Origin of the sequence: Corticimicrobacter sp., assembly GCF_040137905.1 — a bacterium.
GTDB lineage: Bacteria > Pseudomonadota > Gammaproteobacteria > Burkholderiales > Burkholderiaceae_B > Corticimicrobacter.
In genome coordinates, this window is sequence record NZ_JBEFDG010000039.1 from 1 (window position 1) to 25,729 (window position 25,729).

Sequence of the window (25,729 nt, forward strand, 5' to 3'; positions counted from 1 at the left end):
CACCGCCGGCGGCCAGCACACGGGCCAGTTCGCCACCCGAGACGATGTCGAAGCCGCTGCCCAGGCGGGCGAACTCGGCCAGCACCGCCAGGTTGGAATTGGCCTTCATGCCATAGCAGACCAGCACGTCGCGGCCGGCGATCGCATCCTGATAGCGTGCCCAGGCGGTCTGTAGGGCGGCGCGGGAGTAGACGTACAGCGGCGTGTCGAGTTGGCGGGCCAACGGCTCGAGGGCAACCTGTTCGGCATGCAACTGGCCGTTGGCGTAATGGAAATGTGGCTGGCCGACTGGCTCGGATGAAACGGGGGACGTCATGAGGAGATCTGGAAGATAAAAAGAGTGAATGCAGGTTTGCTGTCAGGCAGGACCGGCAAGGATGCCCACGATCATTGCAAAACTGTATGGCTGATACGCCTGAGCCAGTGAATCTGGCCTAGGCAGCGTGTTCGTGCCGGGCGATGTGAGGCAGGGTATCGACCATGATGGCCGGTGCGGCCTCGGCCAGGGCCGGGCGTGTCAGTGGCCCCTTGTAGCCGCAGCCGGTGATTCCCCCAAGGACGAGCAGCATGGCTACAATGCGCACATACCGACGTGCATCCGCAGGACTGAAGGGTGCAGACATTTCAAGAAACTCCGTTTTGGCAGAGGGGACACATGATGAACGAAACCGAATTCCTGACGCTTGCCGAGCAGGTGCTGGATCATATCGAGAGCCAGGCGGATGACTGGGCAGCGGGTACGGACCTGGATATCGAGGCCAGCCGTAATGGTAACGTGTTGACGCTGGTTTTTGGGGAAAACGCACAGATCGTGATCAACACTCAGGCTGCGATGCAGGAAATCTGGGTGGCAGCGCGCAGTGGCGGGTTTCACTATCGGCTGCAGGATGGACACTGGCGTGATACGCGTGGTGGCCCGGACCTGCCGGAGGCACTGTCGCAGATCGTGTCGAATGCGGCAGGCGAGGTGCTGACAGTCAAGCTGTAGGCTCGGCAGCCTGGCCTGTCAGGCCAGGCTGCTGTCGCCATGTCGGGCCTGTACCCCGGTTCATGGCGACGGTTGCCCGTGCTGTATTACTGCCGGACGGGCTTGGGGCTTTCGGGCGGGAAGCCCGAGAACATCTTGTCGATGCCGGCCTTCAGCGCCGCATCGAGGGCCTGGGGCGATTGCGGTACCGTATCGGTGGCACTGCCGCGCCAGATGGCCTGTTTGTTCCTCGTGTCGAACATGTCGACCACCAGGGTGCCGACTTCATAGGTATAGACGGTCGTGGTCGCCATGTTGACATCGGGTGCATACCAGCCCGGTGCGTACCAGCCCGGCTGCCAGCCCCAGCCTGCCCAGGTGGGGCCGTCATAGAAGGTATTGAGGGTCTGTTTCTGCTGGGTCGAGACGTGTGCGGCAAGCGCGACGTCGGCATTGGCTGCGGACTGTTCCAGGCGCCACCCCTTGGCCTGGAGCTGGGCATTGATATCGGCCACGATGCGCTGGCTGACCAGCGGCGGTACATCGGTCGGTTCCTTCACCCAGCCGTAGCTGTGGAAATTGCTGAAAGAAACGGTCGGACTGAAGTCCGTGTAGACACTGGGGGTGCTGGCGCATGCTGACAGGGCCAGCGCGGCCAGGACAGGGGTCAGGCGGGTGTAATGCATGAAGCCTCCGAGATGGTCGTTCGCATTCATGCGGCTGGCCCGTCTTTGACCCGGGTCAGGGGGGACTGCTGCCGGCAACATGAAACGAGGATGCCCCGTTGGGGGTGGTTTCGACTGCTGTGCCTACAGCACCGCCTCACCTGGCCTGCGCAGGACGGTGGCACCGTCCTATTCTATCCTGCTGTAACAAAAAGTGGGAATAGAATTCGTTTAGAAGGGCAGTGGAATCGGTGGAATCTGACTGTTGCCGGCGGCATCCGACGTGCCGGATGCGCCTTCTTGCCCACCTTGCTGCTCGCGCAGGATCAGGTCATTGAGAAAATCGCCGACCAGATCGGGTACCGGCAGCCCCAGCGTGGCGACGGCCTGTCCCGGAGGAAACTCTGAGAAATACAGCTCGCCGCCCTGGCGGGTCAGGCCCGAGGGTTCCGGACGCCGGGTTTCGGGCACGCCTTGCAGGGCACCCTGCATGTATTCGATCCAGATCGGCATGGCGACACCGCCGCCCGTTTCCGAACTGCCCAGGCCGCGCGGCTGGTCAAAACCCAGCCAGGCGATGCCCACCAGCGAGGGGGTGTAGCCCGCAAACCAGGCATCGACCGAATTGTTGGTGGTGCCGGTCTTGCCGGCCAGGTCGTTGCGCTTGAGGGTGGCGCGCGCGCGCGCTGCGGTGCCCGAGGTGGCCACGCCGCGCAGCATGTCGTCCATGACATAGGCGGTGCGGGGGTCGATGGCACGGGCGGCGCTGTCGCCGGCCACGATGGGCCTGGCCTGCATGATGACATTGCCTTCGCCGTCGGTGACGCGATCGATCAGGTAGGGTGTGATCCGGTAGCCGCCGTTGGCGAATACGGCATAGGCACCGGCCAGTTGCAGCGGCGTGACCTCGCCCGAGCCGAGCGCCATCGGCAGCACGGGCTGCTGGCGGTTGGCGTCAAAGCCGAAGCGGGTCACGTATTCCTGCGCGTACTTGGGGCCGATGGCCTGCAGGATACGGATGGATACCATGTTCTTGGACTTGTACAGCGCCTGACGCATGGTCAGTGCCGGCTCGTATTTGCCGCCGTAGTTCTTGGGATTCCAGTCACGCGAGCCGGTTTCGGCTGCCGTCAGGCTGAATGGCTGGTCGGAAATCAGCGTGGCAGGCGTCAGGCCGCGCTCGAGCGAGGCGGCGTAGATGAATGGCTTGAACGAGGAGCCGGGCTGGCGCCAGGCCTGCGTGACGCGGTTGAAATTGCCGCGGTTGAAATCGAAGCCGCCCACCATGGCGCGGATGGCCCCATCTTCGGGCGACAGCGATACGAAAGCTGCCTGCACGCCGGGCATGTTGAGGATTTCCCAGGCATCGTCGCCGGTCTTGCGGACGTAGACGACTGAGCCGCGCTGGATGCGTTGCTGTTCGGAGGCCTTGGGGTCGAGGCCGCGTCGCACCACGTCGAGTACCTTCTTGTCGGTGATGTCGATAATGGTACGTGAGTTGCGGGCGACCTTGATGGCGTCGCCGCTGGCAGCAAGCACCACGACAGACTGCAGATCGGCGCTGTCGGGATAGGCTTCGAGGATTTCATCGAGTCGCTCGTCGAACGCCTGCGCGTCCTGCTCCAGGCCAGCAGCCAGACTGGCCTGTCCTTCAGGACCGGGATAGCGGGCGCGGCGGGTGTAGGCCAGCACGCCATCGCGCACCGCCTGGTAGGCCAGTTCCTGATCGCGCGAATTGATCGTGGTGTAGATGTTCAGGCCGCGTGAGTAGACGTTGTCCTGGTAAACATTGAACAGCAACTGGCGGGCCAGTTCGGCCGCGTATTCGCCATGGATGGCGTAGCCGCCAGCCGGCGTACCCTGTCCGGCGCGAACTTCGATTTCCTGCTGCATGGCCTCCTGGTATTCGGCATCGGTCAGATAGCCGAGCAGGTGCATGCGATTCAGCACATAGTGCTGGCGCACCTGCGCGCGTGGGAAATTCGAGATCGGGTTGAAGCGCGAGGGGGCTTTGGGAACGCCTGCCAGCAGCGCAGCCTCGGCAGCGGTGACTTCGGACAGCGGCTTGCCCAGGTAGGTGCGCGAGGCGGCTGCAAAGCCGTGTGCACGATGCCCCAGGAAGATCTGGTTCATGTACAGCTCCAGGATCTGGTCCTTGGTCAGGCTGGACTCGATCTTGAAGGTCAGCAGCAGCTCATAGAACTTGCGCGAGTAGGTTTTTTCCGACGACAGATAGAAGTTGCGGGCCACCTGCATGGTGATGGTGCTCGCACCCTGCGACTTGGACATGGTCAGCACGTTGGTCAGGCCGGCGCGGATCACGCCCAGCCAGTCGATCCCGCCGTGCTGGTAGAAACGGTCATCCTCGGCGGCCAGTACGGCCGACTTCATCACATCGGGGATTTCGTCGATGCGCAGTACGTTGCGGCGTTCCTCGCCGAACTCGCCGATCAGGACCTTGTCTGCGGTGTAGACGCGCAGCGGCACGCGTGGCCGGTAATCGGTCATCGCGTTGAGGTCCGGCAGGTTGGGCCAGGCCAGCGCCAGCGCCATGGCGACCAGCAGGGCCACGCACAGGCCGAGCCCGGCAAAGAAGACGCCTGTCTTGACGAAGAAGCGCAGCAGGCGCGATCCCTTGCGTGGGGCCGGATTTTTTTGGTCGGGGGAGGAATCTTGGCTCATTTCAGGGCGGATTTTACCGGGGTTATGCAGGGTGGCGGCATCTCTGCGTGCGGTGTATGTAACAGGATTGGTCTATGTCGCGCCCAAACAACCCTTGCGAATGGGATAATGGATGTTATGAACGCCATTTTACAAACGAGCAATACGGTTGCCGCCGTGCCGCACGACGGCGTGTCCGTACCGTTCGGCCGGCCGATTTTCCTGGTCGGCATGATGGGTGCGGGCAAGACCACCATCGGGCGCGGGCTGGCGCGCGAACTGGGCTACGCCTTTGTCGACCTGGATCATGCCCTGGAAGCGCGCTGCGGCGTGCGCATCCCGGTGATTTTCGATATCGAGGGCGAAGCCGGGTTTCGTCAGCGCGAATCGCGCTTGCTGGCCGAGTACGTGCACCAGCAGGGTGTGGTGGTGGCGACCGGGGGGGGCATCGTCACCGTCGAAGGCAACCGCAAGCTGCTGCGCGAACATGGCATCGTGATCTATCTTCAGGCCGAACTGGACGAACTGGTGCGACGCACCGCACGCGACCGCAACCGGCCGTTGCTGGCGACCGCCAACCCGCGCCAGACCCTGCACGAACTGATGCAGCGGCGCGAACCGCTTTACCACGAGGTCGCGGGCCTGCGCCTGGAAACCGGCACGGTACCGGTGACGACCCTGGTGCGCAAGCTGATCCGCATGCTGCATACCGCACCGGACAAGCATTCTTTTACGGCACAACCTCATACGGGCATCATGAATATCGTCAATGTAGACACTCCTGGCGGGCAATATCCCATTCGCATCGCGCCTGGTCGGCTCGACGCGCTGGCCCGGGCGGTACCCGAAGATGCCACGGCCGTGGCGCTGGTGACCAATCCCACCGTGGCGGCGCACTATGGTGCCCGCGTGCGTGCCGCGCTCGAGGCCAGCGGGCATCGGGTGGTGCAACTGGAACTGCCGGACGGCGAGGCGCACAAGAACTGGCAGACGCTCAACCTGATATTCGACCTGCTGCTGGCAGAAAAGTTCGATCGGCGTGCCGTTCTGGTGGCGCTGGGGGGCGGTGTGATCGGCGACATGGTTGGCTTTGCCGCCGCCACCTACATGCGTGGCATCCGCTTCATCCAGGTGCCGACCACGCTGCTGGCGCAGGTGGATTCGTCGGTGGGGGGCAAGACGGCCGTCAATCATCCGCTGGGCAAGAACATGATCGGTGCCTTCTACCAACCGATCGCGGTCGAGGTCGATACCGATGTGCTGCGCACGTTGCCGGCACGCGAGATTTCGGCTGGCCTGGCCGAGGTCATCAAGTACGGCATGATTCTCGACGCTGATTTTTTCGAGTGGTGCGAGCGCAATGTGGCGGCCCTGCGCGCCCTCGAGCCCGAGGCACTGCGCTGGGCAATCACGCGCTCGTGCGAACTCAAGGCCTATGTGGTGTCGCAGGATGAGCGTGAGTCGGGCCTGCGCGCCATTCTCAATCTGGGGCATACCTTTGGCCATGCCATCGAGGCGGGGCTGGGCTATGGCCAGTGGCTGCACGGCGAAGCCGTGGGCTGCGGCATGGTGCAGGCTGCCGAACTGTCGGCACGGGTATGTGGACTGCCGCGCGAGTCTGTGGACCGCATCCGCGCCCTGGTCGAGGCCATCGGTTGCCCGGTTGCGGCACCTGACCTGGGCGACGAGCGCTGGTTCGACCTGATGCGCGTCGACAAGAAGGCCGAGGCCGGCGAGATCCGTTTCGTGTTGCTGCCCTCGATTGGCGAGGCCGTGCGCTGCGCGGCCCCCGATGAGGCGGTGCGCGATGTTCTGGCGGCGACGGTGGCATGATCGATTATTGCGCTGCATCATGGCGCGGTGTGGCCGGTTCGGGCAATGTGGCGGGTATGACGCATCTGCGATTTTGAGTATCCGGGCGGCAGGCAGCCGTCCCTGCCAGGAGACAATGTATGGAAAGCAAACTGTCCGCCGTGATCGAAGCGCATGCGCTGGCTCCCTACGCCTGCGATCCGGCGCAGACCCGGGGGCGTCGATATCGCGAACCGGCTTCGGCCAATCGCAGCGAGTTCCAGCGTGACCGTGATCGCATCATCCATGCCACTGCCTTTCGCCGGCTCGAGTACAAGACGCAGGTGTTCGTCAACCACGAAGGCGACCTGTTCCGGACCCGGTTGACGCACAGCCTGGAAGTGGCGCAGATCGCCCGTACCCTGGCGCGCAACCTGCGGCTCAACGAGGACCTGACCGAGGCCATCGCGCTGGCGCATGACCTGGGGCACACCCCGTTCGGCCATGCCGGGCAGGATGAACTCAATGCCTGCCTGCGCGAGATTTCACCCGATGCCGGCGGCTTCGAGCACAACCTGCAAAGCCTGCGGGTAGTCGATGAACTGGAAGAACGCTATGCCGAGTTCAATGGGCTGAACCTGTGCTTCGAGACCCGCGAGGGGATTCTCAAGCATTGTTCGCATTACCATGCCAGGCAACTGGGCGATGTCGGTAGCCGTTTCATCGACCGCACCCAGCCGTCGCTGGAGGCTCAGCTCACCAATCTGGCCGATGAGATCGCCTACAACAATCATGACGTCGATGACGGCCTGCGCTCGGGCCTGATCACCCTGGAGCAGTTGCTGGAAGTGGAACTGTTCGAGCGGCATTACCATGCCGTGTCAAAGCGCTATCCCGATGTGGCACCGCGCCGCATCCTGTCGGAAACCATCCGGCGCATGATCAATACCCTGATCGTGGATCTGATGTCGACCACGCAGCAGCGTCTGGCGGAACTCAAGCCGCAGTCTGCCGATGAACTGCGGCAGGCACCGGCGATTGCCGGGTTTTCACCCGAAGTGCGGGCACAGGCCGATGTGCTCAAGAAATTCCTGATGGACAACCTGTACCGGCACTATCAGGTGATGCGCATGACGCGCAAGGCGCGCACCATCATCCGTGAGCTGTTCATGGCTTTCGTGGACGATCCGCGCCTGCTGCCGCCGGATTACCAGCGTGCCGACAAGGTGGAACAGCTGCGGGCGATTTCGGACTATATCGCCGGCATGACGGATCGCTACGCGATCAGCGAGCACAAGCGATTGTTCCAGATGTAGGGCAGGTGCCGTCTACAGGTGCTTGAGCAGGAAATCCAGTGTACGTTTCCAGGCCAGTTCGCTGGCCTCGGGGTCGTAGACTTCGGGCCGCAGCTTGTTGAAGAAAGCATGCTCGCCCTCGTAGCGATGGATGTCCGGTGACTGGCCGGCATCGCGCATGGCGGTTTCCAGCGCATCCACGGCTGCCGGTGTGCACCAGTGGTCGCGGCTGGCAAAGTGCGCCTGGAAGGGTGTGCGGATCTGTGCTGGATCGGCCACTTCCTGCGGGGGGATGCCATAGAAGCAGACGGCAGCATTGACTTCCGGCAGGTGGACGGCACTGGCAATGGTGAGTGCTCCGCCCATGCAGAATCCGATCACGGCGACGGTTTCGCAGCCCTGCTCGCGCAGATGGGCAACGGCACCGCGAATGTCCTCGAATGTCGCGCCGGAAAAATCCAGGCCGTCCATCAGGTGGCTGGCTTCATCGGCATCCTGGGCGACACGGCCGTGATAGAGGTCGGGGGCCAGTGCCTGATAGCCGGCATTCGCCAGGCGATCCACCACGCTGCAGATCTGCTCGTTCAGCCCCCACCACTCCTGCAACACGACAACGCCCCTGCGGCCACCGGGCAGGGACGCCTGGTAGGCCGGGCAGTCGGAACCATCGGGACGCTTGAACGTCAGATTGGCCTGGGACATGGGTTTTCTCCTTTAGGGTGTCAGTGCAGACACCTATTGTGTGCCAGACCCGGGCGCGGCACAACCGCGCCCGGATGACAGTCTGGAGACTCGATGTCAGTGCCTGCCTGCGTGCAGGGTCAGCCGTTCCACCAGCGAGCCAAAAAAATGATAGCCGGAACCGCCTTCGGCCAGGATATCGAGCAGCACATCGGGATCGAGTACGCGGGCCCCGCCGATGTGGGTCACGCCGCGTCTTGCGAAAGGCGCTGCCAGCAGCGGGGCGGTCGGGCCGATCACGGCGACCCGCATGCCCGGTGTGACATGCGCCAGCAGGCTGTCCAGCGTTCCGTTGATCAGGGTAGTGCCGGTGACGGCCAGTACCGTGCCCCAGGGGATGACCTCGGGTGCCGTATCGGGATGTGCATAGTGTGGCAGTTCGACTTCCTTGAGTGTGGAAATATCCAGTTCCAGTACCCGGTAGTCGATCTGCCGCTTGCGCAGTTCCCGCATATAGGGGGCGAAGGCACCCACCAGCACCACGCGGTCATCCGGACGGATGTCCATGCCATCGAAGGTGTCGCCGTCCGTGACGGCGAGAGCGGCAGGGGCTCCATCGCGCTGCCAGAGCGTTTCGACCAGCGCATTGAGTGTGGCGATGGCCAGGGCGCGGCGCATGTCCTGCTTGCCGGTCAGGTCGTCCAGCAGGTCGGCGGCCGGGCGCCCGCGCAGCTTGCCGGGGCTGGGTAGTGCCAGTGCCGAACTGGGGCAGCAGACGGCAGCGGGGATGCTTTTGATCGGTGTGGCGCTGAGGCCGCAGGCACCATTGCCGAGTTTGACGCCGGAGAAAAACAGGCCGACCACGACACGCTCGATCAGCAGTGTGTCGAGAGTGTCGCCCAGTGCCTCGACGATGGTGTCGCGCAGGTCGGCCAGCAGGGCGTGATCCGGGGCTGCAGCACTGGCTGGAGAGGACGGGCTGGAGGTGGAATAAGTGCTCATGGTTTCCTGGCCAGATGCAGTTTGAGGGTGCCATATTCACCGGGCAGATCCTGTTTGTCTGCAGCGTGCAGGCCCAGGTTCAGCAACCGGTCGCAAAATGTCTCTACGTGGCACATGGGATGGTAATCAGTGATGACGGCGCGATCCATCTGCTCGATGCCTCCCGGTGCGGGTTCGCAGGCTTCCAGGCAGAACCAGTGCGCGGCAGCGAGCAGGCCTCCGGAGGCCAGTCGTGCGCTGGCGGCTGCCAGCGCATCATTGGTGACTTTGCGGACAGCATACAGGGAGTGAAACAGCAGGACCAGTTCGTAGTGATCTTCCTGTGCGAATGTCAGCGGTGTGCCGGTATGCAACTGGCAGCGTGACTCCAGCCCGAATTCTTGCAGAAGGCTGATGGCATCGTCATGCTGGGTTTCAGGTACGACCAGGGTAATGTGCTCAAGCGGCAGCAACCGGCACAGGTGGGCGGCCAGCAGGCCGGCACTGGCATCGAAGCACAGCAGGCTTCGGCTGGCGGGTGCAATGTGTTGCAGATGGCGAGCCAGGGTCAGTGCATCGGCATGCTGTGGATGGGCTGCCAGCGGACTTCCCATGCCAGGTGCGCGCAATGTCTGGTGCTGGTTTTCGTGCATGAAACGGTTCAGTTCCGACCAGCGGCCACCGGGAGTCGCCAGTTCATCCAGCGTGGTGCCCATGAACCAGGGACTGGAGCTGACCAGCAGCTTGCGCCAGCCGGGGTCCAGGCTGAAGCCGTTTTCATCCTGAAGCAGGCAACCCAGCTCTACCAGGCTTTGCAGCCAGGCCCCAGCATGGGCACCGCGCAGGCCCTGGGCGGCGACGATGTCGGCTTTTGAGACGGGATGGGTGCGTGTGGCCAGCCAGTCGAACAGATGGCTGGTGTAGGCGCTGTACAGAATCTGGAAAGACTTGTATCCATGGAGCAGCTTTTGCAGCGTGGCCTGTGTGGATGGAGGTTGGTGCTCCACGGCGAGGTGGCTGGATGGTGAGGTCATCTTGAACTCCTTGCGGGTGCGGGAAAATAGTCAGAGGGTCCACCGGACAGAATGGTCGTGATCTGTTGCGGTGTGAGTGTGATGCCGAAAATATCCCGATAGAAGGCCTGCACGTCGGCATGCAGCGTTTCCTGGCTGAAGAGCCCGGGGTGGAAACGGGTAGCGGCCCACAGCACGGTGAGAGCCTGTTCTGCCGTGCGATTGCCCCAGGGGTGGGCCCCGGCGGGTGTGACCAGGATACGGTGCGTGCGCACGGCAGCGATATTCGCCAGGCGCGGGTCGGCCTGGATCATTTCGGCCTCCTGCCGCGTACCGACGATGAGAATCTCTGGATCCCAGGCCAGCAGTTGCTCCAGCGTGAATGTCCGGGATTCGGTTTGCCGGTCGTCCTGGCTGACACTGTGCCCGCCTGCTGCCGTGATCCACCATTCGGCGACCAGATGCGGTTGGGTCAGTGTGCGAGGGTTGAAATACAGGACACGCGGCGCTACTGGCCGTGCGTGCTCCAGGGTAGACTGGACTCGGGCCAGCGTCTGGTCGAAATGCTGTCGAAAGCGTGCCGCCTGCTCCTGCCTGCCCAGAATTTCGCCCAGCAAGTCAACCGCCTTGCGTACATCCTGTGGATGACGCCAGGAAAGATGCAAGGTTGCCAGTCCGGCCTGTTGCAACCGGTCTGCCGTTTGCCGATCCATGGTCAGGACGAGATCGGGCTGGTGCGCATGCAGCATTTCCATACGTACTGATCTGTCCGGATTCTGAAAGCTGGCCAGAGTGCGGATGCCGGGGGCGAACAGGTACTGGAAGGCCCAGCGTGGCGTCCGGGCAAAATCGGGTAGGCCGTTGACCAGCAGGTCGCCCGAGTCGAGTGCGAACAGGAGACTGTTGAGTACCGGCACGGAACCCACGGTGGCCACACTGTGGATGGCATGGGGCACGACGGTTTGCCGCCCGGCCATGTCGGTGATGAGGTGGGTGTCGGCAGCATCTGACTGGGCGGTGGCCAGCGCAGGCAAGAGTGCACCGATCAGCAGGCAGATTGAAAACAGTCGATGCAGGATGGCGTGCAGCGCACCGGCGTTCGAGCGGATCATAGGGCAGGCCTTTTGGGTGCACAGGCTATGGGCTGATTCTGCTGCGACAGGATCTGTACCGGATAGCCGTACAGGACGGAAAGCAGATCGCTGTCGAGTGCGGTGGCGGCCGGTCCGGCGGCCAGGATACGTCCATCCGACAGGACGGCGACTTGCGCGTCGAGGAACCAGGCATGTTCGGGCTGGTGTGTTGTCAGCATAACGGACAGGCCTGCACTGGCCACATCGCGGATGACAGTCAGCACGCGGGCCTGATTGCCCAGATCCAGGCCGGATGTCGGCTCGTCCATGATCAGCAGCTCGGGTTCTTGCGCCAGGGCGCGCGCAATCAGCGTCATCTGGCGTTCGCCACCGCTGAGACAGTTGAAAGGGGCCTGCTGCAGGTGTGCGATACCGACCCGGTGCAGCGCATCCAGGGCGATGCGGATATCTGCACGACCGGGCAGGGTAAACGGCGGCAGGTGAGGGGTGCGGCCGACAAGAACCATATCCAGCGTGCTCAGGTTGCTGTCGCGCGCCTGCTGCGGAACATAGGCCAGCATTCTGGCGCGCTGGGTGGGGCTGTTCACTGGCTGGCGATGGCGGTCGTGCAGTTGGATGCGGCCCGCCGTGGGCTGGAGCAGGCCGGCCAGGCAGCGCAGCAGCGTGGTCTTGCCGACCCCGTTCGGCCCCAGCAAGCACAATATATCGCCGGCTGCCAGCGTCAGGTTTATCTGGCTGAATACCTGTGATGCCTGCCCGGGGTGGTGGTAGGCCAGTTCGGTGACTTTCAGTGCCATTGTCGTCTCGCGCGCATCAGGATGATGATGAAGACGGGGGCACCGATGACTGCTGTGGCAACGCCCAGTGGCAACTCCGAGGCAAAGGCGCTGCGGCAGATCGTATCGACCAGGAGCAGGTAGGCTGCGCCCATCAGAATGGTCATGGGCAACAGCCGGGGGTAGGCGGGGCCGACCAGCAGGCGTGTCAGGTGGGGTACCAGCAGGCCGACCCAGCCGACGATGCCGGCCAGGCTGACGGCGGCGGCAGTGATCAGTGTTGCGGCGATGATCACCAGCAGGCGAACCAGTCCCACCCGAATGCCGAGCATGCGTGCCTCATCTTCACCGACTTCCATAACCTGGGTCGGCCAGCGCAGCAGCAGCAAGATCAGCAGCCCCAGCAAGACCAGCGGGATGGCCAGCCACAACTCCTGGCGATTGGCCTGGGCCAGGCTGCCAAGTAGCCAGAACACCATGGCGGGCAGTGTGTCCAGGGGGTCGGCCAGGTATTTCAGGGATGAGGTCAACGCCTGGAACAGCGCCGATACCACGAGCCCGCTCAATACCAGAATGAGGATGGCACCCCGGCCGAGGTGATTGGCGATCAGCAGGGCCAGTCCGACCGCAGCCAGCCCGCCAGCGAAAGCGCTCGTCTGGATGCCCAGGGCACCAGCCTGCAACAGCATGGCTGCACAGGCTCCGAAACCGGCACCTGACGAGACGCCCAGCAGTGCCGGCGAAGCCAATGGGTTGCGAAACAGTGCCTGGTAGGCGACTCCGGCGGCTGCCAGTGCCGCCCCGACCGTGATGGCGGCCAGCACGCGAGGCAGTCGGACGGCCATCACGACGTTCACAACGGATGCCGGATGCGAGGTGTCGGACAAGCCCAGGGACGCAACCAGGATATCCAGTACCGTGGAGGCAGTCACCGGATAATGCCCGACACTCATGGCAAAAGCCGCCCCGACCAGTAGGACCGCCAGCAGCACAGGCAGATAGACGCGTCCGATGCCTGCCGATCTCGGATCGTGTCGTGATTCAGCCGGGATGGCAGTCGCCATCAGAAGCGTCCGCTCAGGTTGAAGGCGATGGTTCGCGGTGCCCCGGGCATGTAGGACGTACCGCCGCCGACGGCATAGTCGGATGTGCCGATGATGCCGATATAGCGCTTGTCGAACAGGTTCGATACCGTCAGGTTCAGGCTCAGGTCACGCAGTCCGAGGGTGCTGGGCAGGGTGTAGCCGACGCCAAGGTCTACGACGGTGTAGGCAGCCACTTTTTCCTTTTCCTCGGTGTCGCCAAAGCGTGAGCCGATATAGCGCAGGCCAGCCATCAAGGTCCAGTTGTCCGGGTGCCAGTAAGCGTTGAGGCTGGCGATGTGCCTTGGCGAATCCTGCATCTGTTTGCCCTTGACGTTGACGATGCGGTTGCCGGCGGTCTGGGCGTCGTCATCGTAGGATGCATCGTTGTAGGCGTAGGACAGGTAGAGATCCAGGTCTCTGGCTGGGGTCAAGCCCATTTCCAGTTCGATACCCCGGCCAGTGGCCTTGGCGACGGACTGGTGATAAGTGACTCCCTTGCCCGTATCGGGATTGATGATATAGGGGTCGTACAGGCTGAGTTGCTTGTGCTTGTAGCGAGTCTGGTAAAGGGTCGTGGCAACATAGCCCGAGGCAAAGTCGTAGCGTGCGCCCAGATCGATATTGTCGGAAAGCTCGGGGCGCAGGCCGTTCCAGATGTCATTGAAGGTGATTCCGGCGGCTTCGAACGCAGGGCGGTTGGCGTCGCTGAATGCCCCGGAAACCGAGCCCCAGTTCTGCCGGCCGTAGGTGCGCCCGTAATTGGCGCTGAACGTCCATTCTGCGGTGGGCGTCCAGGCCAGCCCGAAATTGGGCAGCCAGCTATGGATGCGACGACCAACGGAGTATTTGTCCGGATCCCGCTCGGGGTTGTAGCCGAAGACATCGTCGTAGCTGACGTCAGGTGCGGTATTGCCCTTGTAGTACGTAAAGGACGGGTCCTTGTAGCTCATGTAGCGTACACCTGCATGCGCCCGCAGGTCGCCGAGTTGATAGGTCACGGAGGCATAGGGGTTGTCGAAGCGGTGGCGCGTGGTTTCCGCCAGTGTCGACCATTGCCGGAACTGGAGGCTGCCATCCGGCTGGATGCGGTACTGGCGCTGTGCCGTGGGGGGGGGTGGTGCTTCGCTGGACTGATACCAGTAGCCCACGACCCATTGTCCCCAGCTCTGCTCCGTCTCGTGTCGCAGGTCAAAACCGTAGGTATCGTGCTTGATGTCCCAGAGCGTAACATTGCCGTTGCTGGCATTGCCTGCCAGTGACCAGCCCTTTTCTCGCCAGTAATAGGGTTTGAAGAGCAGGCGAGAGCTGTCGCTGGTTTGTACGGTCAGTTTGCCCAGAATGGCATTGTTGGTGTAATTTTGCCGGTTGAAACCATAATACAGCGCATCGCTGGCCGGATTGCCGGTCAGCCGATCACTGTATTCGATGCTGTCATAGGTGGCACCGCTGCTGACTTGATCGTAGGTCAGTGATCGATAATCGTGCCATTTGACTTCATGATGCACGGCAAAAATCTCCGCCTTGATCCGCGGAGAAATATCGAAGGCCAGGCCTGCTTCGACGTTTTGGCGGTTCTGGTCGCCAGGGCCGCGCCATTTGTCTGCATGGGTGTCGGACATGGAGATGAAGGCGCGTACAGGGATGTTCAGCGCGCCGGAGTCCAGTCGGACGTAGGTGCGGCGGAAATTATCCGATCCGAACGATTGCGAGAACTGCATGCCTGCTTCCTGCTCCGGGCCGCGCAGCGTCATGTCGACCACGCCAGAGTTGGAAAAGCCGAGCCCTCGATCTGCGGGGATGGCACCTCGCATGAGTGATACACCACTCATGTTTTCCATGTCGAACAGATCGCCGCCGCCTTTGCCGCTGGCAAATCCCGGTTCTCCCGCGATTGGCAGTCCTTCAACCGTGCGGCCAATATGTGTTGAGCTTTTACCGCGCAAACGCATGCTGACCGGACGGCCCAGACCGTAGGCATCCGCCGACTGGAAATTGACGGAGGGTGCCATTTTCAAGGCAGTCCAGGGATTGCTTTGGGCCGGGCTGCCCAGCAGCTTCAGCCCTTCTTCGGTGATATGCGTGACGGTATTGACCCTGCCTCCCTGATTGATGAGATCGCCGGAGAAGGCATCATCCTCAATGTGGATGCGAGGCAGCGTGGTAACAGGATGATCGGGCGCGTCTGCGGCGATGGTGGACAGCGGGAGTGTGGCGGCGATGGCTGCCGCGAGACAGGCGTTGCGACGCAGGCCAAGTCCGGGGTTTTGCTTCGGGTGCTTCATCTTCCTTCCATTCTGGTTATATATGATCATATATAACCAATTTGTGGGCAGATAAGCGGTGAACGCGGCGTTATAGTTTGTGGTGCAGCAAGCTTCTGTGAATATAAATACTGAAAATCAGGGTATTCAGTCAAATCAGCCAGCTTCGTGGCTCAACGGATGTTGATGACGGCATCGGCCATGCCAAGCAGTTCCGTGCTGTTGCTATGGGTGGCCATTAAGACGAGCGTGCCGTTTTTATTGATTTTCTCTATTGATTTCAATATGCAGGCTGTATTTTCCTTGTCCAGGGATGCGATAGTTTCATCCAGCAGCAGGATGCCTGGTTTTCGCAGAAGTGCACGGGCGAATGAAATTCTGGCCATTTCTCCCCCGGAAAGGTTTTTTCCTTCCTCGCAATGAATCAGCGGTGATTCAAGGTGTGTCAGGTTCAGCAGCGCCATGATTTCATGGAGTTGAGTAGCCTGTGCGTCTGTTTCTGGGTAGCAGATGTTGTGGGCAACCGTGTCGTTGTGGATGAATGGTTTTTGCGAGACGTAGGCGATCATTGACCGCAATTGCTGGCGATCATAAGTATTGATGTCGTGCTGGTTGATCGAGATGCAGCCATCGGGGATATCATGAAAACCGAGCAGGATCCTGAAAAGCGAAGTTTTTCCAGCACCACTGCGCCCCTTGATCAATATGAACTGCCCTGAATGGCATGCAAAGGATAATCCAGAAAATATATCTTTATCTCTAGTTGAAAAGGTCAGGTTTTTGACGACAAGCGCTTGCACACGATCCTGGCGCATGGCCGATCCCTGGGTACCTGGTGCATGCAGGGATTCTTCCGGCAGGGCCAGAAAATCGATGATTTTTTCTGCCGAGATGAGGCCTTTCTGGATAGCCTGGTAGTACTGGGAAATATTGCGGATAGGAGAGAAGAATTTGTTCGAATACAGTATCCCCACTGCAATCATCCCTACTGACAGCGCAGACTCGCCTACCTTCAGGCTGATATAGGTGCCGACGGCCGTAATGGCGACGGCTCGCAGGCATCCCTCTATCGGGAAGAACAGGGACAGGTTTTTTGCGCCACGAATGCGCAAGGCGAGTGATGATTTCAGTTCCCGCTCGAATTTTTTCACTTCCGTGCTTTCGGCGTTCAGGCTCTTGATGACTTCGTAGCCGCTGACCGTCTGCTCGACTTTTTCGGTCAGTCGTATATCTACGGATCGTATGCTGTCGGCAATGTTCTTTTGCGCCTTTCCTGTCTTGATGCTGGCGATATAGATTATTGGTACCGCACATAGCAGAATCAACAGGATGTTGATGTCGATCATGCTCAGAAAAACGGCAATCCAGATGAGATCGAACGAGTCGGAAAGAATTGTATAGAACGGTCTTTCGAATATGAGGCTGAGTCGCGAGGTGTCATTCATCACGGTATTGACTGCCTGGCCTTTTGTCAGGGTCATGTATTCGTGGTAGTTGATTCGGCTGAGTTTGGCGTATAGAACGCGCCTCGTATTGCTGAGGATTTTTTCGGACAGGATGGTGGCGCAGTAGCCGGACAGGTCCTTCATCAGGGTCGTCAGGACGGAAGCAAGAAGAAAGAATCCGAATCCCGTGGCAATGAGACTGGAGATTCCGGAAAAGTATGCAGTCCATTCAGTGATCGCGTTGATGAGGGTATTGTTTTTTGCAGATCCTGACAGCGTGTTGATGACATATCCGATAAACAATTCCGGCAGAACGGATACGAACGACGCTGCTGATGTAATGATCAAGCAAAGCAGGAATGCCATCCTGGAGGTTCCCGACAGCTTGATCAGGGTCAGCACATTCTTCAACGATCAGTCTCCATGCCATACATCATGCCGGCCTGACCAGAGCGGTCAGGCCGGCACATCGTGATGCCGGCTTTTTATCAGTTGTAGCTCACCCGCAGATTGGCAAAGAAGCTGCGGCCCGGGCTGGCGTATTCATCATCGAAGGCGCGATAGTCTTTGTCGAACAGGTTTTCGACGCCGATGCTGAAGGTGGCGTTTTTCCAGGCCGGGGGCGTGACGGAGAACTTCAGGTTGGTGATGGCGTAGCCGGGGTTCTTGTCCTCGCCCTTGGTGTCGTAATAGCTGCTGCCGCGATACTCGATCGAGGGCGTGACCGTCAGCCATTCGGTGGCGCGAATGTCGGCATAGGCGATACCGAAATGCTCGGGCATGTCGGTGAACCGGTAGCTGGAGTCATCCTTGTTGCGGATGTGCAGGTAGCTGTAGTTCAGGCCGACGCTCAGGCGCGGGGCGAACGTGTAGTTCAGGCTCAGGTCCAGGCCCTTGCGTTCGGTCTTGCCGTCCAGATTGACGTTCTGCTGGATGGCGTAGCCTGGGTATGTGACAAAGTCCCGGTCGGTCCGGCCAAAGGCGTCTTTCGACTCGCTGTAGTACACGCTGGCGTCCATGTAGAGGTCGGGCAGCGGTCGGCCAGCATAGCCCAGTTCGTAGTGCATGGCCTTTTCAGGGGCCAGGCCTGGATTCTGCAGCGTCATGGAGGGGACGTTGGTGCCGGGTGTGCAGGTTGTTGCGCCGGCCGGGCAGCGTGCTTCGTTGCCTGCAGCATAGTTCGAGTAGGCTTGCTTGAACGACGGAAAGCGGGTCTTGCGGGCGATGCTGGCACGCCAGGTATGATTCTCGGTCGGTTTGTAGAACAGTGCTGCCTGCGGATCAATGGTGTCGATGCTGGGGTTGAGCATGGAGCCGGCTGCCGGATACTGGTTGATCAGGTTTTGGGTGTTGACGCCGATATCGCTGGCGTCGGCTTTGCGGCGGGTATAGAGGGCACCGATCTGGGTTTCCCACTGGTCGGAAATCGTCCACGTGTCCTCCAGTGCGACCGAGAAGAATTCCTGGGTGACTTTCTGGTCAGTTCCTGCGATACCGGCACCGGTATAAATATCGGTATCGAAAGACCGGTGTTCTTCGTCCTTGTAGCTGATCATGGTCTTGATCAGGTGGTTTTCGATGATTTCGGTACCCAGCTCCAATGACGCACCAAAGGCCTTGTCACGATAATGACTGCCTTTAGGCTGGTTGCGCCACCAGTCCATCGTGTTGTCGAACTTGTCATAGTAAACACGCGGTTTGACATAAAACTTGTCATCCAGGAACCGCGTGTTCGACACGAAGGAGATCGTCTCGCGGTCCCATTTCGGCCACTCCCATGTGGCGGGTACGAAGCCACGACTGCCGGTCTGTCCCGGCATTTTGACCGCTTCCTGCTTGGCATAGCTCACCACGTATTCATCGGTGGCGTTGGGGGTGTAGCCAAAGCGCAGGCTGCCGCGCCGGTCGCGGGTGCGGTAGTTGTATTTGTCTGAATCGACTTCGTTGCCGCGGGCATCTTCACCGACAAAATTCTCTGCCAGGCGTGTGTACTTGCGCTCGTAGTGCGACAGGCCCGCCTGCAGATACCAGTTTTCCTGGCGGGTGCCGACGTTGACGGCTGCTTCCGACACATCACCGGTGGCCGTGCCCACGATGGCATTGGCGTCGAATTCCGAGCGCGGACGCAGCGAGACGATGTTGATGGCACCGCCCAGGGTGTTGTGCCCGTACATGACCGAGCTGTAGCCCTTGGCGACATTGATTTCGGAAATGTCGGCGGTCGTGAAACGACCCAGGTCGGAATAGCCGTCGTACGGGATGTAGACGGGGATGCCATCGACGAAGATCGGGACCGAGCGCAGATCGTAGCCGCGGACGATCACATTGGATTCATAGCGCCCACCTTGAGGCCGGTTGTAGAACACGCCCGGCGCAAGCGACAGGGCGGTGCCGACATCTTTTTTCTCCAGCAGATCGATGGTCTCACGGTCCACGACCGTTTCGGCTTTTTCGGCTTCGGTCTGGCGTGCGCCCTGCACGGCAATCGTGCCCAGCGTAAAGACGTTCTGGTTGCTGGTGGCCGTGTTGTTGGCCTGCGCAGCCTGTTGGGCCAGCGCGGGCTGTACGCCCAGGCAGAGCAGGGCACTTGCCAGTGCGGTGAGACAGGCCGGGCGATATCGTGTCGAGGAAAGTGGGTAGTAGCGTATTGTCATGGTGCTTCTCGGTGACGGGCGTCTGCCGGAGCAGACGGGAAAAGATGCGGGAGGTGGGCGGTCACGGTGTGTTCGGTCAGCCCGTAGATCCGGGCGAGATGGGCCGGGGTCAGGACGTTGCCAGGCATGCCCTGGGCCAGGACGCGGCCCTGGTGCAGCAGGACCAGCCGGTCGGCCAGGCGGGCAGCCTGCTCGGGCTGGTGCGTGGTCAGCAGGATGGACAGGCCCTGGGCGCGTAATTGATCGATGTGTTCGAGCACGCGGATCTGGTTGCCGAAATCCAGGCTGGAGGTCGGTTCGTCCATGATCAGCAAGGCCGGTTCCTGGGCCAGCGCCCGGGCGATCATCACAAGCTGGCGTTCACCTCCGCTGAGATGCATGTAGTTGCGGTGGTGCAGGTGGTCGATACCGAGCAGCTCGAGGCTGTGTCGGGCTATATCGATATCCGCGGGACGGGGCGTGGCATGCCAGGGCAGGTGGGCGGTGCGGCCCATCAGCACGACCTGTTCGACCGTAAAGGGAAAGACACCGTGGTGCGCCTGTGGCACATAGCCGATGCGGCGTGCCAGGGCGGTGCGCGACCAGTCCGCCTGCGGACGGCCCTCGATACGGATTTCGCCGGATGTGGATGGAATCAGCCCCAGGATGGTCTTCAGCAGCGTGGTCTTGCCGCAGCCGTTGGCCCCCAGCAGACAGAGCACGGTCTGCGGCTCCAGCAGCAGATCGATATCGGACAGGACGGTGCGTGTGCCATAACCCACCGAAACGGCATGCAGGGCGAGCAGGCTCATCGCCGGTCTCCGGTGCGGATCAGCAGACCCAGGAAAAAGGGTGCGCCGATGCAGGCTGTGATGATGCCCAGCGGCACCTCGATGGGAAACAGGGTGCGCGCCACGGTATCGGTCAGCACCAGGAATCCGGCACCCAGGCACAGGCTGGCCGGCAGCAGACGACGAAAATCCGGGCCGACCCAGAGCCTGGCGATGTGCGGGATGACCAGTCCGACCCAGCCGATGATGCCGGTGATGGCGACCGAGGCGGAGGTCATCAGGGTGGCCGAGAGGATGAAGAGCAGGCGGGTCCGGCGCACGTTGACGCCCAGGGCCTGGGCTTCCTCATCGTCCAGACTGAGCAGGTTCATGCGCCAGCGCAGCAGGGCCAGGGGCAGCATGCCGGCCAGCATGACCGGCAGGGTCGGCAGCAGGTCGTCGAGCGTTACGGAATTGAGCGCGCCCAGCATCCAGAAGGTCATGCTGGGCAGGTCGCGGTAGGGATCGGCGAGGATCTTGGCCAGTGAAATGCCGGCACCGCACAGGGCACCGATGGCGATGCCCGACAGCACCAGCGCCAGTGTCGGGCTGTGGAACCGTGCCGCCTGCGACACCAGACAGACCAGGCCGACCGTCAGCAGGCCACTGCAGAAGGCGGCCAACTGGATCACGATGACCGGCTGGCCGAGGTAGATGGCCAGCATGGCTCCCAGGCCCGCGCCCGCCGTGATGCCGAGGATGTCGGGCGAGACCAGTGGATTGCGGAACATGCCCTGGTAGGCGGCACCGGCTACCGACAGGCTGGCACCGACAAACACGCCCGCCAGAATGCGTGGCAGGCGGATCTGCCAGAGCACTTTGTCGACGGCGGTGGGGGCGGCCTGTCCGCCCTCCAGGAACCAGTGGCGGGCCGACGTCAGGAAATCGTCCAGGCCCAGCGGAAACTGGCCCACGAAAAAGGCACCGAACACGATCAGCACGCACAGTGCCGGCAGCAAGGTTGCAGGCAGGCGGTATGAACGCTCTGTGGCCGGGCCAGAGTGGGCAGGCGCAGTGGAGGAGGCTGTCCGGCTGGCAGCCGGATCGCCGGTAGAGGAAGACGGTGCCGTCATCTCAGCCGCCTGTCAGGGCAGCGCGATGGTCGAGGGTCGCCAGTTCACCTGGGGCCAGACGGTAGCCGTAGAACAGTTCGAAATACTCGGCCACGGCTGCCTCATAACGCGCCAGTGGCAGGACTTCGGGATGGAAAACGTGCGTGCACCAGAGAATGCCCAGCAGGCGGTTGATGCCGGGGGGATGATCCAGCCAGCCGAACGGCATGGTGGGCGCGAGATAGATGCGACCTGTCTGGACGGCACGCAGGTCTTTCCAGAGAGGATCGTGGCGCAGCCGCTCGAAATAGTTGGCATCCTGGGTCAGGATGACGTCGGGATCCCACTGGATCAACTGTTCCATGGACACACGGGCCAGCAGCTCCTTGCCGGCTGCAGCCGCGACGTTGTAGCCGCCTACCGTGTCGATGACCTCGGCATGGATGGAGCCGGACAGTCCGGTCTCCAGCCCATCGGCGCTGCGCCCGAAAAACACGCGTACAGGGTGTGCCGCTGTCTGCTCGCGCAGGCGACGGGCATCTGCCAGTACGCGGTCGGCAAAACGACCCAGTGTCTGTCCGCGCTCGGCGGCACCGAGCATTTCGCCCAGCGTGCGCAACTGCTCGCCCGAGGCGTCCAGGCGCCCGCTCATCACCAGATAGGGGATGCCTGTCTGCTGGAAGACACGTTCTGCCGTGGACGTATAGGTATCGCTGGTATTGCCCAGGTCGAGGATCAGGTCCGGCTGCAGGGCCAGCAATGACTCCATCGGGAAGGTGGTGCCCCGGCCCGCGATCCGGCCGGTATTGGGCAGATGGCGCACCGACTCCGGAAAGAATTTCTTGCGTGATTCCGGGATATTGTGGGTCGAGATGCCGAGCAGCTTGTCCGGCACCAGAGAGATCAGCATGACATCGGCCAGGGGGCCGGCGCTGGCGATCCGACGTACCTGATCGCCGGACGGGAACTGGCCGAACTGTACGGCAATCAGTGGTTCGGTCGGGGCGGCCAGCAGCCGCGGGGCAAAAGTCTGCAACAGCAGGCCGCTGGCTGCGGCGGACAGGAAAGATCGTCGGTGCATCGTGGTGTGCTGCGTCTGTTGCCCGGGTGTTCACAGGCATGATGTTCATCAATCGTTATATATGCGTATATATAACCAGGGCGGCGAGTGTAGAGGGAGGGCGATTGCTTGTCGAGTTTGACGGGCCGCAAATTCCACAACGGATCATGGCCCGTGGGCAGACTTGAGGGATGGATCGGATGTATTGTTATGTCCTGCCGTATATAACCAGACAGTTGGCTGTCGCGTACGGCAGTCATGATTCAAGATATCGAACCCGCGCAGCAGGATTACCCAGACATGATCATCCACGACCTTGATTTTGCCGAAATGTATCGCGAGCACATGCGTTGCAGCGACCGCCCGGAAAAACCCGCCAGCGTGTGGGATGAGCGCGCCCGCTCGGCCGGGGCCAAGATGATGCAGGGCGATTACGCCAAGGCATTCCTGGCCCGCATGGACCTGTCAGGCGCTGCCACGCTGCTGGATATCGGCTGTGGACCCGGTACCATCGGTGTGCCGCTGGCGGGTCGGCTGGAAGCGGTGTACGGACTGGACTACAGTCCGGGCATGCTGGAGTGCCTGACCGATAACGCCAGGGCTGCGGGCGCGGACAATGTCACCCCGATCCTGCGCTCCTGGACGGATGACTGGGAAGGCGTGCCGGTCTGCGATATTGCAGTCGCCTCACGCTCCAGCCTGGTGCCGGACATGGCAGATGCGCTGCACAAGATGACGTCGCATGCGCGCTTGCGCTGCTACATGACTCACCTGGTTGGCGGGCATTTTGGCGATGCGGCGATTGCCGAGCTGCTGGGCCGGCAGGTGCGGGCCTTTCCCGACTATGTTTATATCGTCAATATCCTGCACGGCATGGGGATTCATCCGCGCGTGGATTATCTGACTTTCCCGGGCCGGCTGGCCGGCACCCGTGATGCCCAGGAGTTCATCGACAAGGTGGCCTGGTCGTTCGGCGAACTGAACGCTGACGAGCAGGCCCGCCTGGCCGAATGGTATGGTGCCGATCCGGAACGTGCCCGACGCGGTGGCGGGGATATCTGCTGGGCCCTGATTTCCTGGGAACCGGCGGGTACGCTGGCTACCTGACGGGCTTGTTTCATGGGGGGCGTGCAATGAAATGCAGCCCCTTTGTGTGACAAATTTGTCCAATTTTCAATGAGATAGCAATCCGGTAGATTGCCTGCCGTCTGCTTCAAGGAAGCCCTGCAACTGCCGTCACGACACTCAATCAATTACTGTTGCGCAAGTTCGGCCATATTCCGGCCCCGATACAGGATCGCATGGCTGTCGCAGATCTGACGGACTTGCAGCAATGGACGCTCAATGTGCTGGATGCAAACCGGATCGAAGAGGTGTTCGATCCGGTTTCTTGATCTGTTGTTCTTTTGCCTCGGAACAGCGGATCAGGCTGCTACATGCGCCTGGGCAGTGTTCTCCAGGTGCAGCTTGAGATCCGGAGCCAGGCCGAGCTGGCGAGCCAGTTCATCCAGATAGGCGCGCTCCATGAAGCTGTCGGCATCCGTGATCAGCAGGCTGGCGAGGTAGATTTCCGCGCCCTGCTCGGGTGTGGCGGCCAGGCGTGCAATGGCAGCCGGATCGGCCGGGCCGGCCAGTTGCGTAGCGATCCACTGCTGGTCCTGCGGTGAACCCTGCAGTTTCTGGAATTCGGCATCGAGCAGTTGTTGCTCTTCCGCGCCGATGTGGCCGTCAGCCTTGGCGGCGGCAATCATGGCGGCCAGCACGTTGCGGCTGTGGCGTTCGATCTCGGGGGCAGGCAACTGGGCGTAGGCCTGCGGGGTCACCGGCAGCGGTGCCGTTGCGGGTGTGGCGGCAGGATAGGCAAAGGCGCTGGTCTGGTTGCCGGTCGCGTGGGAGGGCTGCGGGGCGTGTGATCCATAGGGCTGGGGCTGTGCCGGGGCGGCCTGACCGCTGGGCTTGCTTTGCCAGTCCTGGTAGGCCCGGTAGGCCACGGCCCCGAGTGCGGCCATGCCACCATATGCGGCGACCTTGCCACCCATCTTGCGGAATTTCTTGTTGCCGAGCAGCAGCCCCAGCGCGCCTCCCGTGAGTGCGCCGCCGGTGAAGCCGCCCAGCAGGGACTTTCCCTGCCCGGTATTTTGCTGCTGCTGTTGCTGACCGAGGCCAGCCGAGGAAGCCACGTCTTTGGCCAGGCCCTGTCCGGACTGGAGCAGTTGTTGCAGAATGGCTTGGATCGACATGCTTTCAGTTCCTTGTCAGATTGGTATCAGGATTCAGACTGTGCAGCAGGAAAATGGTTCACTGCAAAATGCTTGCAGGCTGTATCCGGCAGGTATCTTTTTGTCGCCGGGCCGCCCCAAGACAAAAAACACTCCCTTGGGGGGCCGCGTCGGAGCGTAGCGACAAGCGTGGGGGTATTTTTTGCATGTCATGGGCTTGGGCTATGCTTGGGTTCCGATGCACGGCCTTGCGTGCGATCCCCATAGGTGCGACCCATACATTATGAATACGCCCAGCCCCGACCGTCACATCGCCATCCCCGGTACCTGCAACGTCCGCGACCTGGGAGGCTATCCGGCCGACCAGGGGCAGACACAATGGCGTCGTCTGTTGCGCGCCGATAGCCTGTACGAGATGGATGAGGCCGGCAAGCGCCAGTTGCTGGATGCCGGGCTGGCGACGGTGATAGACCTGCGCGAAGCCTCGGAAGCGGCGCGGGCACCGGACCCTTTTACCTCCCAGGACCCGGTGGTGCAGCATCGCATCCCGGTGTTCGAGGGCATCATTCCTCGAAGCTGGCCAGCCGGTGATGCCGATACGGACATGCTGTTCGTGCTGTACACCAAGGCACTGGAGACGTGCGGCGATGCCTTTGCCCAGGTGCTGACTACCATCAGCCGTGCCGACTCTGGGCTGGTGCTGTTTCACTGTTCTGCCGGCAAGGACCGCACGGGGCTGGTGGCCGGCCTGCTGCTGGCGCTGGCGGGTGTGGAGAAACAGGTCATCGTGCAGGATTATGCGCTGACGGAAAGCCTGATGGCCTCCCGCATGTCGCAGATGGTCGCCGCCTGCTATGGCGAAGGCATGAGTGCCGCCGTGATCGAACCCCTGTTGGCCTGCAAGCCGCAAACCATGTCCGACACGCTGGACTATCTTGAGGCGCGCCATGGCAGCGTCGAGGGATACCTGCAGCACATTGGCGTCGGGGCCAGGGATCGCCAGGTATTGCAGGGGCGGCTGCTGGACTGAAATCAGTCCAGATACCGCGCCAGATAGGCCCCCGTATGGCTGTCCGGGTGGCGGGCGATATCTTCCGGCGTGCCTTGTGCCACGACCCGACCTCCGCCACCGCCGCCTTCCGGTCCCATGTCCACCAGCCAGTCGGCCGTCTTGATCACATCGAGGTTGTGTTCGATGATCACCACGGTATTGCCCGCCT

At 61.7% G+C, this 25,729-nt stretch carries 22 protein-coding genes and 1 pseudogene; 5 read left to right on the forward strand and 18 right to left on the reverse strand.

All coding sequences use genetic code 11. The features are described 5' to 3' along the window. Together ABN482_RS06370 and lptM are read right to left on the reverse strand one after the other, a co-directional pair. Positions 1-316 (reverse strand): annotated as a pseudogene (locus tag ABN482_RS06370) (diaminopimelate decarboxylase); the annotation flags it as partial. Positions 317-434: 118 nt separating this feature from the next. Continuing rightward, complete coding sequence (lptM, locus tag ABN482_RS06375) at positions 435-623, reverse strand: LPS translocon maturation chaperone LptM (RefSeq protein WP_502877251.1); 189 nt, start codon at positions 621-623, stop codon at positions 435-437. Positions 624-658: 35 nt separating this feature from the next. Here lptM and cyaY point away from each other — a divergent pair, with 35 nt between their 5' ends. After that, positions 659-988, forward strand: a complete 330-nt coding sequence (cyaY, locus tag ABN482_RS06380) for an iron donor protein CyaY (protein WP_109062752.1) — start codon at positions 659-661, stop codon at positions 986-988. 86 nt (positions 989-1,074) lie between these two features. On the opposite strand, the gene ABN482_RS06385 is transcribed toward cyaY, so the two are convergent. Both ABN482_RS06385 and ABN482_RS06390 read right to left on the reverse strand, forming a co-directional pair. After that, positions 1,075-1,653 (reverse strand): DUF4136 domain-containing protein, encoded by a 579-nt coding sequence (locus tag ABN482_RS06385; RefSeq protein WP_349503202.1) that lies wholly within the window; start codon positions 1,651-1,653, stop codon positions 1,075-1,077. A 210-nt stretch (positions 1,654-1,863) separates the two neighbouring features. After that, positions 1,864-4,314, reverse strand: coding sequence for a penicillin-binding protein 1A (locus ABN482_RS06390; protein ID WP_349503203.1), 2,451 nt, complete (start codon positions 4,312-4,314; stop codon positions 1,864-1,866). 117 nt (positions 4,315-4,431) lie between these two features. On the opposite strand from ABN482_RS06390, the gene aroB reads away from it, so the two are divergent. Together aroB and ABN482_RS06400 are read left to right on the forward strand one after the other, a co-directional pair. After that, entirely contained in the window at positions 4,432-6,126 is a 1,695-nt protein-coding gene (gene aroB, locus ABN482_RS06395; RefSeq protein WP_349503204.1) for a 3-dehydroquinate synthase, read from the forward strand. 119 nt (positions 6,127-6,245) lie between these two features. After that, entirely contained in the window at positions 6,246-7,400 is a 1,155-nt protein-coding gene (locus ABN482_RS06400) for a deoxyguanosinetriphosphate triphosphohydrolase (RefSeq protein WP_349503205.1), read from the forward strand. Positions 7,401-7,412: 12 nt separating this feature from the next. On the opposite strand, the gene ABN482_RS06405 is transcribed toward ABN482_RS06400, so the two are convergent. The 12 genes from ABN482_RS06405 to ABN482_RS06460 all read right to left on the reverse strand — a co-directional run bounded on the left by ABN482_RS06405 (position 7,413) and on the right by ABN482_RS06460 (position 22,311). After that, positions 7,413-8,081 carry a dienelactone hydrolase family protein gene (locus tag ABN482_RS06405; protein WP_349503206.1) on the reverse strand — a complete coding sequence of 223 codons (669 nt, stop codon included), beginning with the start codon at positions 8,079-8,081 and terminating at the stop codon, positions 7,413-7,415. Between the two features lie 96 nt (positions 8,082-8,177). Continuing rightward, positions 8,178-9,062 carry a Rossmann-like domain-containing protein gene (locus ABN482_RS06410; RefSeq protein WP_349503207.1) on the reverse strand — a complete coding sequence of 295 codons (885 nt, stop codon included), beginning with the start codon at positions 9,060-9,062 and terminating at the stop codon, positions 8,178-8,180. Further along, positions 9,059-10,075 (reverse strand): hypothetical protein, encoded by a 1,017-nt coding sequence (locus ABN482_RS06415; protein WP_349503208.1) that lies wholly within the window; start codon positions 10,073-10,075, stop codon positions 9,059-9,061. The genes ABN482_RS06410 and ABN482_RS06415 overlap by 4 nt, the downstream gene beginning before the upstream one ends. Next, positions 10,072-11,166, reverse strand: a complete 1,095-nt coding sequence (locus ABN482_RS06420) for an ABC transporter substrate-binding protein (protein WP_349503209.1) — start codon at positions 11,164-11,166, stop codon at positions 10,072-10,074. The genes ABN482_RS06415 and ABN482_RS06420 overlap by 4 nt, the downstream gene beginning before the upstream one ends. Continuing rightward, positions 11,163-11,945, reverse strand: coding sequence for an ABC transporter ATP-binding protein (locus tag ABN482_RS06425; protein WP_349503210.1), 783 nt, complete (start codon positions 11,943-11,945; stop codon positions 11,163-11,165). Before ABN482_RS06425 ends, ABN482_RS06420 begins: the two co-directional genes overlap by 4 nt. Then, positions 11,936-12,988: a FecCD family ABC transporter permease gene (locus tag ABN482_RS06430; protein WP_349503211.1), complete on the reverse strand. Its 1,053-nt coding sequence runs from the start codon at positions 12,986-12,988 to the stop codon at positions 11,936-11,938. The genes ABN482_RS06425 and ABN482_RS06430 overlap by 10 nt, the downstream gene beginning before the upstream one ends. After that, entirely contained in the window at positions 12,988-15,291 is a 2,304-nt protein-coding gene (locus ABN482_RS06435; RefSeq protein WP_349503212.1) for a TonB-dependent receptor, read from the reverse strand. Before ABN482_RS06435 ends, ABN482_RS06430 begins: the two co-directional genes overlap by 1 nt. Positions 15,292-15,443: 152 nt before the next feature. After that, the gene (locus ABN482_RS06440; RefSeq protein ID WP_349503220.1) at positions 15,444-17,117 is read right to left on the reverse strand and encodes an ABC transporter ATP-binding protein; all 1,674 of its coding nucleotides are present in this window, start codon (positions 17,115-17,117) and stop codon (positions 15,444-15,446) included. Positions 17,118-17,203: 86 nt separating this feature from the next. After that, positions 17,204-19,369 carry a TonB-dependent receptor plug domain-containing protein gene (locus tag ABN482_RS06445; protein ID WP_349503213.1) on the reverse strand — a complete coding sequence of 722 codons (2,166 nt, stop codon included), beginning with the start codon at positions 19,367-19,369 and terminating at the stop codon, positions 17,204-17,206. Continuing rightward, entirely contained in the window at positions 19,366-20,160 is a 795-nt protein-coding gene (locus ABN482_RS06450) for an ABC transporter ATP-binding protein (RefSeq protein WP_349503214.1), read from the reverse strand. Before ABN482_RS06450 ends, ABN482_RS06445 begins: the two co-directional genes overlap by 4 nt. After that, positions 20,157-21,251, reverse strand: a complete 1,095-nt coding sequence (locus tag ABN482_RS06455; protein WP_502877252.1) for a FecCD family ABC transporter permease — start codon at positions 21,249-21,251, stop codon at positions 20,157-20,159. Before ABN482_RS06455 ends, ABN482_RS06450 begins: the two co-directional genes overlap by 4 nt. Position 21,252: 1 nt before the next feature. Further along, positions 21,253-22,311, reverse strand: a complete 1,059-nt coding sequence (locus ABN482_RS06460) for an iron ABC transporter substrate-binding protein (RefSeq protein WP_349503215.1) — start codon at positions 22,309-22,311, stop codon at positions 21,253-21,255. 279 nt (positions 22,312-22,590) lie between these two features. On the opposite strand from ABN482_RS06460, the gene ABN482_RS06465 reads away from it, so the two are divergent. Beyond that, entirely contained in the window at positions 22,591-23,397 is an 807-nt protein-coding gene (locus tag ABN482_RS06465; protein WP_349503216.1) for a methyltransferase domain-containing protein, read from the forward strand. A 317-nt stretch (positions 23,398-23,714) separates the two neighbouring features. On the opposite strand, the gene ABN482_RS06470 is transcribed toward ABN482_RS06465, so the two are convergent. Next, positions 23,715-24,530: a tellurite resistance TerB family protein gene (locus ABN482_RS06470; RefSeq protein ID WP_349503217.1), complete on the reverse strand. Its 816-nt coding sequence runs from the start codon at positions 24,528-24,530 to the stop codon at positions 23,715-23,717. Positions 24,531-24,792: 262 nt separating this feature from the next. Between ABN482_RS06470 and ABN482_RS06475 the strand changes: the two genes are divergently transcribed. Beyond that, positions 24,793-25,539 carry a tyrosine-protein phosphatase gene (locus ABN482_RS06475; protein ID WP_349503218.1) on the forward strand — a complete coding sequence of 249 codons (747 nt, stop codon included), beginning with the start codon at positions 24,793-24,795 and terminating at the stop codon, positions 25,537-25,539. A 2-nt stretch (positions 25,540-25,541) separates the two neighbouring features. Here ABN482_RS06475 and ABN482_RS06480 read toward each other — a convergent pair. Continuing rightward, positions 25,542-25,729: hypothetical protein (locus tag ABN482_RS06480; RefSeq protein ID WP_349503219.1), on the reverse strand; the 188-nt coding region annotated here is incomplete at its 5' end.